Source organism: Nocardioides sp. 616 (genome assembly GCF_002930065.1).
In the GTDB taxonomy this organism is placed as follows: Bacteria; Actinomycetota; Actinomycetes; order Propionibacteriales; family Nocardioidaceae; genus Nocardioides; species Nocardioides houyundeii.
In genome coordinates this window covers 46,793-60,354 of the sequence record NZ_POAG01000022.1, presented here as the reverse complement: position 1 = coordinate 60,354, position 13,562 = coordinate 46,793, and the positions used below count along the sequence as shown (strand labels likewise).

Annotated in this window: 16 protein-coding genes; 7 read left to right on the top strand and 9 right to left on the bottom strand. The window is 72.5% G+C overall.

The window, feature by feature from the left end:
- Positions 1-127: 127 nt before the first annotated feature.
- Positions 128-649, top strand: coding sequence for a hypothetical protein (locus tag C5H89_RS15200; protein ID WP_104107832.1), 522 nt, complete (start codon positions 128-130; stop codon positions 647-649).
- Between the two features lie 47 nt (positions 650-696).
- The gene (locus C5H89_RS15195; RefSeq protein WP_104107831.1) at positions 697-1,440 is read left to right on the top strand and encodes a phosphoglyceromutase; all 744 of its coding nucleotides are present in this window, start codon (positions 697-699) and stop codon (positions 1,438-1,440) included.
- A 19-nt stretch (positions 1,441-1,459) separates the two neighbouring features.
- On the opposite strand, the gene phoU is transcribed toward C5H89_RS15195, so the two are convergent.
- Entirely contained in the window at positions 1,460-2,107 is a 648-nt protein-coding gene (gene phoU, locus C5H89_RS15190; RefSeq protein ID WP_104107830.1) for a phosphate signaling complex protein PhoU, read from the bottom strand.
- Positions 2,108-2,229: 122 nt separating this feature from the next.
- Between phoU and C5H89_RS15185 the strand changes: the two genes are divergently transcribed.
- Genes C5H89_RS15185 through C5H89_RS15175 form a run of 3 tightly spaced genes read left to right on the top strand, consistent with a single transcriptional unit; the run spans position 2,230 to position 5,092 of the window.
- Positions 2,230-3,402, top strand: coding sequence for an ATP-binding protein (locus tag C5H89_RS15185; protein WP_104107985.1), 1,173 nt, complete (start codon positions 2,230-2,232; stop codon positions 3,400-3,402).
- On the top strand, positions 3,399-4,076 hold the full coding sequence (locus C5H89_RS15180; protein WP_101523592.1) for a response regulator transcription factor: 678 nt from the start codon (positions 3,399-3,401) through the stop codon (positions 4,074-4,076). Before C5H89_RS15185 ends, C5H89_RS15180 begins: the two co-directional genes overlap by 4 nt.
- 32 nt (positions 4,077-4,108) lie before the next feature.
- Positions 4,109-5,092 carry a DMT family transporter gene (locus C5H89_RS15175; RefSeq protein WP_104107829.1) on the top strand — a complete coding sequence of 328 codons (984 nt, stop codon included), beginning with the start codon at positions 4,109-4,111 and terminating at the stop codon, positions 5,090-5,092.
- On the opposite strand, the gene C5H89_RS15170 is transcribed toward C5H89_RS15175, so the two are convergent.
- The 4 genes from C5H89_RS15170 to C5H89_RS15155 form a co-directional block, all read right to left on the bottom strand.
- Complete coding sequence (locus C5H89_RS15170; RefSeq protein ID WP_104107984.1) at positions 5,022-5,570, bottom strand: YbjN domain-containing protein; 549 nt, start codon at positions 5,568-5,570, stop codon at positions 5,022-5,024. The genes C5H89_RS15175 and C5H89_RS15170 overlap by 71 nt on opposite strands.
- An 8-nt stretch (positions 5,571-5,578) precedes the next feature.
- The gene (gene mshA / locus C5H89_RS15165; RefSeq protein ID WP_240181889.1) at positions 5,579-6,817 is read right to left on the bottom strand and encodes a D-inositol-3-phosphate glycosyltransferase; all 1,239 of its coding nucleotides are present in this window, start codon (positions 6,815-6,817) and stop codon (positions 5,579-5,581) included.
- A 119-nt stretch (positions 6,818-6,936) separates the two neighbouring features.
- The gene (locus C5H89_RS15160; RefSeq protein WP_162799406.1) at positions 6,937-7,302 is read right to left on the bottom strand and encodes a hypothetical protein; all 366 of its coding nucleotides are present in this window, start codon (positions 7,300-7,302) and stop codon (positions 6,937-6,939) included.
- Between the two features lie 73 nt (positions 7,303-7,375).
- Positions 7,376-8,260 (bottom strand): ribonuclease HI family protein, encoded by an 885-nt coding sequence (locus C5H89_RS15155; RefSeq protein WP_104107826.1) that lies wholly within the window; start codon positions 8,258-8,260, stop codon positions 7,376-7,378.
- Between the two features lie 33 nt (positions 8,261-8,293).
- Here C5H89_RS15155 and C5H89_RS15150 point away from each other — a divergent pair, with 33 nt between their 5' ends.
- Positions 8,294-9,031, top strand: a complete 738-nt coding sequence (locus tag C5H89_RS15150; RefSeq protein WP_104107983.1) for an SDR family NAD(P)-dependent oxidoreductase — start codon at positions 8,294-8,296, stop codon at positions 9,029-9,031.
- Positions 9,032-9,075: 44 nt separating this feature from the next.
- Positions 9,076-9,792: an aspartate/glutamate racemase family protein gene (locus C5H89_RS15145; protein ID WP_104107825.1), complete on the top strand. Its 717-nt coding sequence runs from the start codon at positions 9,076-9,078 to the stop codon at positions 9,790-9,792.
- Here C5H89_RS15145 and C5H89_RS15140 read toward each other — a convergent pair.
- From C5H89_RS15140 to C5H89_RS15125, 4 genes are read right to left on the bottom strand one after another with little or no spacing between them, the layout of a single operon-like run.
- Complete coding sequence (locus C5H89_RS15140) at positions 9,789-11,204, bottom strand: protealysin inhibitor emfourin (RefSeq protein WP_104107824.1); 1,416 nt, start codon at positions 11,202-11,204, stop codon at positions 9,789-9,791. The genes C5H89_RS15145 and C5H89_RS15140 overlap by 4 nt on opposite strands.
- A 20-nt stretch (positions 11,205-11,224) precedes the next feature.
- The gene (locus C5H89_RS15135; protein WP_104107823.1) at positions 11,225-11,824 is read right to left on the bottom strand and encodes a DUF4126 domain-containing protein; all 600 of its coding nucleotides are present in this window, start codon (positions 11,822-11,824) and stop codon (positions 11,225-11,227) included.
- Complete coding sequence (locus C5H89_RS15130) at positions 11,809-12,564, bottom strand: type 1 glutamine amidotransferase (protein ID WP_104107822.1); 756 nt, start codon at positions 12,562-12,564, stop codon at positions 11,809-11,811. The genes C5H89_RS15135 and C5H89_RS15130 overlap by 16 nt, the downstream gene beginning before the upstream one ends.
- A complete protein-coding gene (locus tag C5H89_RS15125; protein WP_104107821.1) occupies positions 12,564-13,496 on the bottom strand; it encodes an MBL fold metallo-hydrolase in 933 nt (310 codons plus the stop codon). Before C5H89_RS15125 ends, C5H89_RS15130 begins: the two co-directional genes overlap by 1 nt.
- Positions 13,497-13,562 lie beyond the last annotated feature (66 nt).

Sequence of the window (13,562 nt, the reverse complement as noted above, 5' to 3'; positions counted from 1 at the left end):
TTTGCGCAGGTCAGAGGCCATATCCAGGCTTGACAGAACGTGTGTTCGTGTGGTCGCACGCCTAGTCGGGATCCGTCAAACCGGGCCGCGCGCAAGCCTGAGGGGCCCCGGCGCTAGGCTGTCGGCCATGCAGATGCCCCACCGTCGCGGGACCGCGCTCGTTTCGCTGGCCCTCATTCTCGCCCCCGTGCTGAGCTCCTGTGGCTTCGATCACGCCACCGACCGTGACTACACCCCCGGTGTGGGCGCCAACCACCGCAGCGGCGAGGTCGACGTCCTCGGCGGAGTGATCGTGACCGCCGAGGGCGGTGAGGGCGTGCTGATCGCCGGACTGTCCAACAACTCCACCAAGGACGAGGTCACCCTCGACGAGGTCCTCGGTGACGAGCCCGGCTTCACGGTCGAGGGCCTCGAGCCGGTCGTGCTGCCGCCCAAGGGGTTCGCCAACCTCGCCAAGTCCGAGACCCCGATCATGATCTCGGGCGACTTCGCACCCGGCGACTTCGTGGAGGTGACCTTCTCCTTCTCCAACGGCGAGCAGGCCACGGTCAACATCCCCTCCCGTCTCAACTGCGGCGACTACGCCGACGTGCCGGGCGTGCCCGCCGGCGACCCGACCTGCTCGGTCGAGACCCCCGAGTCCCACTGATCCGCGCCCGGGGCGGCGACGCCCCCTGCACTGAGCGAGGCTGACGAATGACCTACACCCTGGTCCTGCTGCGTCACGGCGAGAGCGACTGGAACGCCAAGAACCTGTTCACCGGCTGGGTCGACGTGGCTCTGACGGACAAGGGCCGCGCCGAGGCCGTCCGGGGCGGCGAGCTGCTCGTCGAGTCCGGCGTACTGCCCGACGTGGTGCACACCTCGCTGCAGCGCCGCGCCATCAACACCGCCTGCCTGGCTCTCGACGCCGCGGATCGTCACTGGATCCCGGTCAAGCGCTCCTGGCGGCTCAATGAGCGGCACTACGGCGCACTGCAGGGCAAGGACAAGAAGCAGACGCTCGAGGAGTACGGCGAGGAGCAGTTCATGCTCTGGCGCCGCAGCTTCGACACCCCGCCGCCGCCGCTGGACGACGCCGACCGCTACTCCCAGTCCGGCGACCCGCGGTACGCCGACCTCGGGGAGGAACTCCCCCGCACCGAGTGCCTCAAGGACGTCATCGCCCGGTTCCTGCCCTACTGGGACGGCGAGATCGTGCCGGACCTGAAGGCCGGACGCACCGTCCTGGTGGCCGCGCACGGCAACAGCCTGCGCGCCCTGATCAAGCACCTGGACCAGATCAGCGACGAGGACATCGCCGGGCTCAACGTGCCCACCGGCATGCCGCTGGTCTACGAGCTGGACGAGGACCTGCGCCCGATCACCCCCGGCGGCCGCTACCTCGACCCGCAGGCCGCCGCGGCCGCCGCGGCCGCGGTCGCCAACCAGGGTCGCTGACCCCGTCCCTTCGGACGGCTCAGCCGAGCACCGGCTGGCCGGTCACCACGAACACCACGCGGGTCCCCACCGACACCGCGTGGTCGGCGATGCGCTCGTAGTAGCGCCCCAGCAGTGCCAGGTCCACCGCGGCCTCGACACCGTAGGCCCAGTCGTCGGAGAGCAGCATGGCGAAGCTGGTACGGCGCAGCAGGTCCATCTCCTCGTCGTCGCGGGCCAGCGCGTGGGCCGCCTCGACGTCCCGCTCGGCGATGATCTGCACGACCTGCCCGACCATGTCCGCGGCCACCTCGGCCATCCGGTTGACCGTGGTCCGCACCTGCTCCGGGACGGCGATCTGGGGCGCCCGCAACCGCGCGATCTTGGCCACGTGCACCGACAGGTCGCCCATCCGCTCCAGCTCGGTGACCATCCGCAGCGCCGCCACCACCAGGCGCAGGTCGCCGGCCACCGGCGCCTGCAGGGAGAGCAGCGCGAAGGCCTTGTCCTCCACCCGCTCCCGTCCCAGGTCGATCTCCCGGTCTGCGGCGATCACCCGCTCCGCAAGCACCGCGTCGCCTCCGAGCAGGCTGGCCGTGGCGTCCTGGACGGCCACCTGCACCTTGCTGCTGAGGTCGACGAGGTCGTCGAAAACTGAATCGAGCTCGTCATGGAAGGCTTCCCGCATGCCCCGAGGCTAGGCAGCGCAGGTGAGGGCGGAGACGACGCGGCGTGAACGCCGGGTGAACAGTGGGGATCGGCGCCGCCGGGCCGGGTCCGCAGGTCCGGGAGTGGTCGTACGATCGCGGTGTGGACCCGACGACCCAGGCCGCGCTGGCCGCAGTGCTGGGCTGCGCCGTCGGCATCGTGGGCGTCCTGGCCTGGCACCTGAGCGAGCGCCAGCGACGCCAGGAGTCGACCCCGGTCGAGCCGCTGCTGCCCGCCGGCGTCGCGGCGGTCCTGTCGGTGCTGCGCAGCAGCGCGGTCGTGCTGGACGAGCACGACAAGGTCCTCAAGGCCTCCGCCCCGGCGTACGCCGTGGGGCTGGTCCGGGGCCAGGAGCTGCTGGTCGACGAGCTGGCCACCCTGGTCCGGCTGGTACGCCGGGACGGGCAGATCCGCGAGACCGAGCTGACCCTGACCCGCGAGCTGACGGCCCCGCGGATGCTGACCGCCCGGGTCGCCCCGCTGGGCCCCCGTCTGGTGCTGGCCCTGGTCGAGGACCGCACCCGGGAGCGCCGGGTCGAGGCGGTGCGCCGGGACTTCGTGGCCAACGTCAGTCACGAGCTCAAGACCCCCGTGGGCGCCATCCGGTTGCTGGCCGAGGCCGTGGACGAGGCCTCCGACGACCCCGAGGCGGTACGGCGCTTCGCCCGCCGGATGAGCGTGGAGAGCGACCGGCTCACCCAGCTGGTCCAGCAGGTCATCGAGCTGTCCCGGCTGCAGTCGGCCGACCCCGTGGACGAGGACGTGCAGGTCGACGTGGACGAGGTGGTCGCCGTCGCCGTGGACACCAGCATCACCGACGCCACCGCCCGCGAGATCAGCCTGGTGACCCGCGGCGAGACCGGCCTGGCGGTGCACGGCGACCACGGCCAGATCACCGCCGCGGTCACCAACCTGGTCGCCAACGCGGTGGCCTACTCCAGCGCGGGCTCCTCGGTGGTGCTCACCGTGGCCGGCGACGAGCGCACCGTGGAGATCTCCGTGATCGACCACGGCATCGGCATCCCGCCCGCCGAGCTGGACCGCATCTTCGAGCGCTTCTACCGGGTGGACCCCGCCCGGCACCGCTCCACCGGCGGCACCGGCCTGGGGCTCTCCATCGTCAAGCACGTCGCCGCCACCCACGGGGGCGACGTCAAGGTCTGGTCCGTCGAGGGCCAGGGCTCCACGTTCACCCTCACCCTGCCCCGGGCCCTGCCCGCGGAGCCGCACCCCCTCCCGTCCGACGACGGGTTCGACCAGGAAGGCATCCGATGACCCGCGTGCTCGTCGTCGAGGACGAAGAGAGCTACTCCGACGCTCTGGCCTACATGCTGCGCAAGGAGGGCTACGAGGTCGAGATCGCCGCCACTGGGACCGAGGCGCTCACCGCCTTCGCGCGTCGCGGCGCCGACATCGTGCTGCTCGACCTGATGCTGCCCGGCGTCCCGGGCACCGAGGTGTGCCGCCAGATCCGCGCCACCTCCACCGTGCCGGTGATCATGGTCTCGGCCAAGGACGACGAGATCGACAAGGTGGTGGGCCTGGAGCTGGGTGCCGACGACTACGTCACCAAGCCCTACTCCCCGCGCGAGCTGGTGGCGCGGATCCGCGCCGTGCTCCGCCGCGGCCACGACGTGGACGCCTCGCCGGACACCCTGGAGGCCGGGCCGGTGCGGATGGACGTGGAGCGTCACGTGGTCACCGTCGACGGGACCGAGCAGCGGCTTCCCCTCAAGGAGTTCGAGCTGCTCGAGATGTTCCTGCGCAACTCCGGCCGGGTGCTCACCCGGGGCCAGCTGATCGACCGGGTCTGGGGCTCGGACTACGTGGGCGACACCAAGACCCTCGACGTGCACGTCAAGCGACTGCGGGCCAAGCTGGAGCCCGATCCCTCGGAGCCCAAGTACCTGGTGACCGTGCGGGGACTGGGCTACAAGCTCGACCTGTGAGAGCTGTCGGTCCGAACGCCTAGGGTTCGACCATGACCCCCCAGGCACAGGCAGGTACGACGGCCCGCACGGCCGCAGGGGCGGGCGCGCACCGCTGGCTCCCGCTGGCCGCGGTCGCGTTCACCCTGGTCTCCTGGGCCTCGGCCTTCGTCGCCATCCGGCACCTGGGTGGCACCGTCCCTCCGGGCGCCCTCAGTCTCGGTCGGCTGGTGGTCGCGGTGGCGGTGCTGGCGGTGCTGGTGCGCGCCCAGGACCGGTTCCGCGGGCGGTTCCGGGTGCCCGGCCGGCGCGAGTGGCCGCTGGTGGTGCTGGGCGGGGTCTCCTGGATCACGGTCTACAACCTCGCCTTGAACGAGGCCGAGCGACGCATCGACGCGGGCACGGCCGCGCTGCTGGTCCAGCTCGGCCCGATCCTGGTCGCGCTGCTCGCCGTCGTGGTGTTCCGGGACCGCCTCACCCCGTGGCTGGTGGTCGGTCTGGCGGTGGGCTTCGGCGGGGTGGTGCTCATCGGACGGGCCACCTCCGAGGGCGGGGACGGCGACCTGGTCGGCGTACTGCTCGGGGTGGTGGCGGCCGTGGGCTTCGCGGTCGGAGTGGTGACCCAGAAGAGGCTGCTCGGCGGCGGGATGACGGCCCTGGACATGACGTTCTGGTACTACGTGGTGGGGATGGTCGGCTGCCTGCCCTGGTCCTGGCAGCTGGTGGACGTCGTGGGTCGGGCCAGCGCCGCGGACCTGTGGTGGATCACCTACCTGGGGGTCGTGCCCAGCGCCATCGCGTTCACCACGTGGGCCTACGCGCTCTCCCGGGCCGACGCGGGGAAGTTCGCCATGACCACGTTCCTGGTGCCGTTCCTCACCGCCCTGATGGCGTGGCTGCTGCTCTCGGAGGTGCCGCCGCCGCTGGCCTTCGTCGGTGGCGTGCTGTGCATCGGCGGAGTGCTGCTCAGTCGGCGGGCGGGGCCGCTGCGGCCGGCGCGGCGGACTCCTTCTCCCCCGCCTCCAGCCAGCCCCTGAAGGCCTCGAGGTTGGCGGTGGACTCGCCCCGCGAGCGGCGCCACTCCCACTCCTTGCGGATGGAGGAGGCGAAGCCGAGCTCGAGGATCGCGTTGAACGACTCGTCGGCGTTGGCCAGCACCGAGCCCAGCAGCCGGTCGAGCTCGTCGGCGGTCACCGAGGACAACGGCAGCCGGGCGTCGAGGTAGATGTCGCCGGAGGTGTCCACCGCGAACGAGACGGCGTACATCCGCAGGTTGCGCTCCAGCAGCCAGCGGTAGACCCGGGCGTGGTTCTCGTCCGGGTTGCGGCACACGAAGGCGTGCACGCCGAGCGCGTGCGCACCCACGTCGAGGCGGACCGGGGTCTGGAGCTTCTTCTCCCCCGGCAGGTTGAACGAGAAGACGCCGGGCGCCACCTCGTCGACGTCGATCTCGATGGCGGCCAGGTGGTCGCGGATCACCTGTGCCGCGGTGCTGCCGTCGACATTCCCGCTCACGTTCCCGCTCACACTGCCACGTCCATCCTCATCAGCGACCGGGCCCGGTCGTAGGTCTCCAGGGTCAGCTGGGCGGTGCGCTCCCAGGCGAACATCCGGGCCTGCGCGGACGCACCGGCCGAGAGCCGGGCCCGCAGGCCCGGGTCGCAGATCACCCGGCGCAGCGCCGCCGCCCAGTCCCGGGCGTCGTGCCCGTTGACCAGCAGCCCGCTGACGCCGTCGTCCACCGCCGTGGTCAGGCCGCCGACGGCGGCCGCCACCACCGGCGTACCGGCGGCCTGCGCCTCCACCGCGACCAGGCCGAACGACTCGTTGTGCGACGGTACGGCGACCAGCGTGGAGGCGGCATACCAGGTGGCGAGCCGGCGCTGGTCCACCGGCGGCACGAAGCGCACCACGTCGTCGAGGCCGAGGTCGCTGGCGAGCTGGGCCAGGGACTCGGGGTGCTCCAGGCCGGAGCCGGAGGGCCCGCCGACGATCGGGACCACCAGGCGGCTGCGCAGGTCGGGGTCGTCCTCCAGGAGCACCGCCACCGCGCGCAGCAGCACGTCGGGCGCCTTGAGCGGCTGGATGCGTCCGGCGAAGAGGAGCACGTGGGCATCCGGGGGCAGACCCAACTCGCGGCGCGCGGCCGCCGGCTGGTTCCGGCCGAACACCGACAGGTCCACGCCGGGGTGGATGACCTCGACGCGGCCGGACTCGGCCCCGTACAGGTCGACCAGCTGCCTGGCCTCGAGCTCGGTGTTGGCGACCAGCATGTCGGCGGCAGCGACGACCTGCTCCTCGCCGATCAGCCGTCCCGCCGGCTCGGGGGCGTCGCCCGCGGCCAGCGCGGCGTTCTTCACCTTCGCCATGGTGTGCATGGAGTGCACCAGCGGCACCCCCCAGCGGTCCCGGGCCAGGGCACCCACCTGGCCGGAGAGCCAGTAGTGGGAGTGCACGACGTCGTAGTGCCCGATCGGGTGCAGCGTCTCGGTGCGCAGCACCTCGCGGGCGAAGGTGCACAGCTGGGCGGGCAGCTCGCCCTTGGTCAGTCCCTCGAAGGGGCCGGAGGCGACGTGCCGCACCAGCACGCCGTCGGCGGCCTCGACCACCGCCGGGATGGTGGAGGAGGTGGCCCGGGTGAAGATGTCCACGGCCGCGCCCTGGCGCGCCAGGCGCTTGGCGACCTCGAGCACGTAGACGTTCATGCCGCCCGCGTCACCGGTCCCGGGCTGGTCCAACGGGGAGGTGTGCAGGCTGATCATCGCCACACGGTCCACAGCCAGCCCTCTCGTCACGGAAAAACTACCGGGGGCACAACCGGGTGCCGACATGGAAGATTCCCCGCCCGAGGATCAGGCAGGGAATCTCGGGTCGCGCAGCGTCAGGCGTTGACCTGCGAGCGGTCGTCCACGCGGGGCTTGCCCTTGACCACCAGGACGGCGCCGACCAGCACCCAGGCGATGCCGAGCACCCCGTGGAAGAGCACGGCCTCGCCGAGCTCGGCGCGGACGACTTCGTAGATGGCCCAGAACAGGGCGGGGCAGGCGAACCCGACGACCACGTCGAGCCACAGCGCCTGGCCCTTGACCAGGGTCAGCCCCACGCAGACCAGGCCCAGGAGCACCAGGCCCAACCCGGCGTAGCGCATGATGTCTGCCGATCCGGCCTCAGGGTCCAGGAGCCACCGTGCGATCCACACGATCCCGCCGAGCACTCCCAGGGCGCCACCCAGTTGACGTACGGTCATCGAATTTCCATTCCGTAGTAGCAAACCGAACAGGGGTGCCACAGGCACAGGTCCTGCGGTCTGGGCCACCACATTAGCGGGGTTCGGGCGTTCCGTGGTGAAACCGCTGAACCCAGCCGGAACTGGTGCGCAACCACCAAGAGCTCCTGATCGCGGAGCCTCTGGCGCTGCTGCTGCGCCACACCAGCAGCAGCAGGTCCGGGGCAACCTCCTCCACCGACACCACGTCCAGGGAGGTCTCGGGCAGGGGACCGATCTCGGCGAGCACCTCCTCGCGGGACCAGATCCGACCCGACTGCCCCACCTCCTGCCACTGGGGGTGCAGGAGTGCGGCGACGGCGGCCGGGTCGCTGCGCACCTCGTCGGTGAGCAGGGAGCGCTCCAGGGCGACGACCTCCTCCACAGGGGTGAGCACGTGGTCCGGCTCGAACACCGAGAACAGGTCCGGCTCGACGTCGACCTGCCCGGGCACCGCCGCCGGGTGGGCGGTGGAGGCGTCGGCATAACCGGGGCCCGGCGCAGGCGGCGTACCGCCCTTCCACGCCAGGGAGGCCGCGTTGGCCAACCGGTCCGCGTGCTCGTTGAGCACGTGCCCGGCGTGCCCCTTGACCCACTCGAAGGTCACCTTGCGTCCGGCCATGGCCTCGTCGAGCGCCTTCATCAGCTCGATGTTCATCACCGGCTTGCCGTCGCCCTTCTTCCACCCTCGGCGCTTCCAGCCCGGCATCCACTTGGTGATGGAGTTGATGACGTAGGTGCTGTCGCAGATGACGTGCAGCTCCTCGTCGAGGTGCGCGGTCTGCTGGAGCAGGTCGAGCACCGCCATCAGCTCGCCCATGTTGTTGGTGCCGACGGGCCAGCCCCCGCACGCCCAGTGCGCCTCGTCGACGTACCAGCCCCAGCCCGCAGGTCCGGGGTTCCCGAGGGCCGAGCCGTCTGCGGCAGCGATGATCGTCACGCACCGGATCCTGCCAGAATGACCCTCATGACAATTCAGCGCACGGCAGTGGTCACCGGGGCCAGCAGCGGGATCGGCGCCGCCACCGCGCGGGCGCTGGCCGCCCAGGGCTTCCACGTCGTCTGCGCGGCGCGCAGGTTCGAGCAGCTCACCGCCCTGGCCAACGAGATCGGTGGCACCGCGGTGGCCTGCGACGTCACCTCCGCGGAGTCGGTGGCCGGGCTGGCGAAGGCCGTCGGACCGCAGCTGGAGGTCCTGGTCAACAACGCCGGCGGCGCGTTCGGGCTGGACCCGGTCGACGCGGCGGACCCCGACCAGTGGCAGCGGATGTACGACGTCAACGTGCTCGGCGTGCTGCGCGTGACCCAGGCCCTTCTGCCCGCGCTGCGCGCCTCCGGAGACGCGGTCATCGTCAACGTCGGCTCGACCGCGGGCCGCGTCGCCTACGAGGGCGGCGCCGGCTACACCGCCGCCAAGCACGGGCTGAAGGTGCTCACCGAGACGCTGCGCCTGGAGCTCAACGGCGAGCCCATCCGGATCAGCGAGGTGGCACCGGGCATGGTCGCCACCGAGGAGTTCTCCCTGGTCCGCTTCGGCGGTGACGCCTCCCGCGCCGCGGCGGTGTACGACGGCGTACCCGACCCCCTGGTCGCCGACGACGTCGCCGACGCCATCGCCTGGATCGCGACCCGCCCCTCGCACGTCAACATCGACGAGCTGGTGATCAAGCCGCGGGCGCAGGCGGCTCAGCACAAGGTGCACCGGGTGTGACTCGGTTTCACCGGGCAGCCGGTGAACCTGCAAGACTGAGCCCCGTGAAGACCATCGGACTCATCGGCGGCATGAGCTGGGAATCCAGCGCGGTGTACTACCAGCAGCTCAACGAGGGAGTGGAGTCGCGCCTCGGCGGGCTCTCCTCGGCGCGCACGGTCCTGACCTCGGTGGACTTCGCCGAGGTCACCGCCCTGCAGCAGCAGGAGCGCTGGGACGAGGTCGCGCAGATCCTGGCGACGGCCGCGCAGGGCGTGGAGCGTGCGGGGGCGGACTTCCTGCTGCTCTGCACCACTGCCTTCCACCGGGTCGCGGAGCAGGTGGAGCAGGCGATCGACATCCCGCTGCTGCACCTGGCCGACGTGGTCGCCGACGCGTGCCAGGAGCACCGGCTGGAGTCGGTGGGCCTGCTCGGCACCTCGTTCACCATGTCGCGCTCGTTCTTCACCGACCGGATCGCGACCCACGGCCTGCAGGTGCACGTGCCGGCGGATGAGCACCACGAGACGATCAACCGGATCATCTACGACGAGCTGGTGCACGGGAAGGTCAGCGACACCTCGCGCCGCGAGGTCGTGGAGATCATCGAGCAGCTGTGGGACGCCGGCGCCGGGGGCGTCATCCTCGGTTGCACCGAGCTCGAGCTGCTGGTGCGGCAGGCCGACGTGGAGATCCCGGTGCTGGGCTGCACCACCCTGCACGTCAAGGCCGCCCTGGACCGGGCCCTCAGCGACGCACCCCTCGAGGTCGCGCCGAACTAGCTCGTCCCGCCCGACCGGTCCGGCGCGCCGCCGCCCTCGGAGAGCACCAGCGCGGCCAGCCTGCCCTGCTCGGGCGTGAGCTGGGGCTCGGGCACGGTGATCGCGGCGCGTCCGGGCAGCTCGAAGACGTAGACGAACATGTCCGGTGCGGGCGGCTGATCGGCGACCTGCGCGGGCTCCAGTGCGGGCAGCAGGCTCCGAGCCTCCGCGATCCTGGAGTCGCCCCCCTCCTGGTCCGCGTCCAGGTCGAGCTCCGCGACGGTGGTCAGCCCGGCGAAGCCGCCGGTGCGGCGTACCCGCAGCAGCCCGGAGGGTGCCGGCGCCGCCTCGGGGACCGCGACAGCAACCGGGGCGCCGGCCCGGCCCGGGGTGACCCCCACCTGGGCCCAGGCCTCGGCCACCACCTGGGCGTCCGCGGCCGACAGCACGCGCTCCGCGGCATCGACGCAGACCCGGGCGAAGGAGGCGAAGCCGCTGTCCGGCTCGAGCCCGCCACCGGTGAGGGCGGCGTACCAGACCAGGCCGGCGCGCTCCCACACCCGCCCGCCCAGGCCGGTGGCCGCCAGGTGGAAGGCGCGGTTGGGGATGCCGGAGTTGATGTGCACTCCCCCGTTGTCGTCCTGGGTCTCCACGTAGTCGGCCAGGTGAGCCACCTGCGGGTCGCGACCCAGCAGCGGGTCGTCGTACGCCGTGCCGGGCGCGGCCAGGTCGCGCAGCGCCCGAGCCGCGATGCCGGGCCGGAACAGCCCCTGCCCGATCAGCCATGTCCCCTGCTCCACGTCCTGGCCGGCGAGCCACTGCAGCAGACAGGTGCCGAAGACGTCGGAGACCGACTCGTTGAGCGCACCGCTGGGACCCTGGTAGTCCAGCCGGGCGCTGCGCTCGGTGACGGCGTGCCCGAACTCGTGGCCCAGCACGTCCACCGCCTTGGTGAACCGCTCGAAGACGCGGCCGTCGCCGTCGCCGAAGACCAGCTGGCGCCCGTCCCAGAAGGCGTTGTCGTAGTTCTCGCGGTAGTGCACGGTGAGGGTGACCTCCGAGCCCTCGTCGTCGTAGGACCTGCGCCCGAAGGCCTCGGCGAAGAGCCGCAGGGTGGCCTCGATCCCGCTCGCCGCCTCGTCGACGGCCGCGTCGCCGGTGGCGGGCTCGCCGGCCGCCCGCACCGGGGTGCCCGGCAGCCGGGTGCCCGACTCGGCGTCGTGCACCGTCCAGGCCGGGGGCGCCGGCTCGCCGGGCGCGGCGCCGAGGACGGTGCTGTGCACCCGGAGCCCCTCCGCCTCGTCCGCCGTACGGCGGCTGGCGCGGAACCTCTCGTCGACCCGCATCGTCTCGGCGCAGCTCGTCGCCGCCGGATCCCGGCTCTGGCTGATCCGCGCCAAGAGGTACGGCGGCACGAAGCTGCAGGTCTGCATCACGGGGCCCCGATCTTCTCCTAGCCCCCGGCCCGGGCCCGGCGGCGCTGTCGCCAGCCTCGCACCAGCACGAGCAGCCACACCAGTGCTGCGAGCAGCCCGAACAGGGCGAAGATCACCAGGACCGGCCAGAAGACGGCCACCAGCGACAGGCCCACCGAGGCGCCGTCCTCCGCCGCGGAGACCACCGGGGTCGCGGTCCCCAAGGAGCCGGCGTCGATGGCGGGACGCACGGTGGCCTTGGCGCCGTGCACGACGCCGGAGAGCAGCACCCCGAGCACGACCGCGATCCACGGGTTCTCCGCCAGCAGACCTGAGCTCTGCTCGAGGTCGTCCGCGGCGGCCGTCGCCGCGAAGATCAGCCCACCCGTGGCGGGCCGGACGAAGGTCTGGATCGCGTCGTTGACGGTGTCGACCAGGGCGACCTTGTCCAGCACCACCTCTACCAGGAGCAGCAGCGCGCCTATCCCGATCGCCCAGCCGGACTCGATCCACGCGTAGGCCGCGGGCAGGGTGATGACGTCGGTGAAGCGGGCGACCAGGGCGACCACCAGGAACGGGATGTAGGCGTTCAGCCCGGCTGCCGCCGACAGCCCCATGCCGGTCAGGGCCGCGAGCACGAAGCTTCCCTCGCCCGGGTCCCGGCGGCGATCGCGGCGATCGCGGCGAAGGAGCGGGCCAGCGGCTGCCAGGTGGCCGCCAGCTCGTCGCGCGCTGCGGCGATCTCCGCCAGCGCCTCGCCCGAGTCGATGCCCCGCGCCAGGTGGTCGGCACGGTCGCCGTCGGCCCAACGGCCCACCACGTGCTCGTCGGCCTCGGGATGCAGCTGGAGGCCCCAGGCCCGCTCCGCGTAGCGGACCACCTGGGGCGCGCCGTCCTCGGTCCGGGCCAGCACCTTGGCGCCCGGGGGCAGCTCGGTGACGACGTCGCTGTTCCAGTGCACCCCGCGGGCGGTCGCGCCCAGGGAGCCGGCCAGCGCGTCCCGGGAGGCCGCCTCCTGCCAGCCGACCGTCTGCAGCCCGATGGTCTGACCGGCGGGGTTGCGCGCCACCCGGCCGCCGAGGGCCACCGCCATCAGCTGGTGACCCAGGCAGATCCCCAGGGTCGGCACGCCCGCCTCCCCGGCCGCCCGCACCAGCTCCTTGACCGGTGTGAGCCACCAGTGCCGGTCGTCGTCGTTGGCGCCCATCTCCCCACCCAGCACCAGCAGGCCGTCGTACGCCGTGACCTCGGGCAAGGCGTCTCCAGCCCAGGGCCGGCAGAGCTCCAGCTCGCATCCGGCCTCGGCCAGCCACTCGCCGAGCAGGGCGGGCGGGCACTCGGCGTGGTGCTCGACCACGAGCACGCGGGGGTTCCTCATCAGTCGGCCAGTCCTTTCCAGGGGTCGGCACGCTCCCACAGCGTGGGCAGGTGCAGCGAGACGGCGTCGCGCGCCGCGAGGCGGCGCAGCCGGGCGATGGAGACGTCGAGGTCGTCCCCGGCGTACGGCAGGCCGCGCAGCGGCGCGGTCAGCGGGGAGAAGAAGTCGTCCCAGTGCACGAGCACCACCGACCGGGCGCCGACGCGGCCCACGGTCTCGTCCCAGTAGCGCTCGGTGTAGTCGGCGTCCATCAGCCCGAGCTGTCCGATGCCGAGGTAGGCGACCTCGGCGGCGTGCCCCGCCAGGGCCCCGGGCACACAGCCGGCGCTGCCCTGGACCAGCAGCCGCCGTCCGCTCGGGAGGTGGTGGACCAGGGTGGACCACGCCTCCCCGCACTTGTACGCCGACGCACGGGCGTCGCGGAGCACCGGCCCGGTGATGGCGCCCGGGAAGCGGTCCGGAGGACAGTGCTCGCCGGCGACCAGGGTGACCTCGAAGGAACCGAGGACGTACGGCGTCCCGGCCTCCGCGGTGACGATCCGCGAGGACGGCAGGCCGTGCCCGCGGGCGATGTGCGCGGCGGAGGTGCCGCCGACCACCACCGCCCCGGTGCGCAGCGCCACCGTGGCCGAGTCCAGGACGTGGTCGTAGTGGGTGTGCACGGGCAGCACCGCGTCGAGCCGGTCGATGCCGGCGCGGGCCAGCGCCTCGTCGATGCGGGCCACGTCGGGCCGCAGCCGGCCCAGCCCCACCTTGACCAGACCGGGCCGGGAGAAGAAGCCGTCGGTCAGCAGGGAGGACTCCCCGTCCGTGACCAGCACGGTGCTGACGCCGAGCCAGGAGACGCTGAGTGGTGCCTGGGGGGCAGCCGCCGGTACGTCGACCAGCTCGGCGTACCTGCTCAGGTCGGGTCGCCCCGGTCGTAGCCGCATGGAGCCAGCCTAGGACCCGCGCCGGGCGCGCACGCTCGCCCGCGCCGGGACGGACCAGGACGGACC

Coding starts and splice junctions, on each gene's coding strand:
- C5H89_RS15140 (WP_104107824.1), bottom strand. CDS start 11,204: ATGCAGACCTGCAGCTTCGTGCCGCCGTACCTCTTGGCGCGGATCAGC.
- C5H89_RS15125 (WP_104107821.1), bottom strand. CDS start 13,496: ATGCGGCTACGACCGGGGCGACCCGACCTGAGCAGGTACGCCGAGCTG.
- phoU (WP_104107830.1), bottom strand. CDS start 2,107: ATGCGGGAAGCCTTCCATGACGAGCTCGATTCAGTTTTCGACGACCTC.
- C5H89_RS15130 (WP_104107822.1), bottom strand. CDS start 12,564: ATGAGGAACCCCCGCGTGCTCGTGGTCGAGCACCACGCCGAGTGCCCG.
- C5H89_RS15195 (WP_104107831.1), top strand. CDS start 697: ATGACCTACACCCTGGTCCTGCTGCGTCACGGCGAGAGCGACTGGAAC.
- mshA (WP_240181889.1), bottom strand. CDS start 6,817: ATGATCAGCCTGCACACCTCCCCGTTGGACCAGCCCGGGACCGGTGAC.
- C5H89_RS15160 (WP_162799406.1), bottom strand. CDS start 7,302: ATGACCGTACGTCAACTGGGTGGCGCCCTGGGAGTGCTCGGCGGGATC.
- C5H89_RS15175 (WP_104107829.1), top strand. CDS start 4,109: ATGACCCCCCAGGCACAGGCAGGTACGACGGCCCGCACGGCCGCAGGG.
- C5H89_RS15200 (WP_104107832.1), top strand. CDS start 128: ATGCAGATGCCCCACCGTCGCGGGACCGCGCTCGTTTCGCTGGCCCTC.
- C5H89_RS15180 (WP_101523592.1), top strand. CDS start 3,399: ATGACCCGCGTGCTCGTCGTCGAGGACGAAGAGAGCTACTCCGACGCT.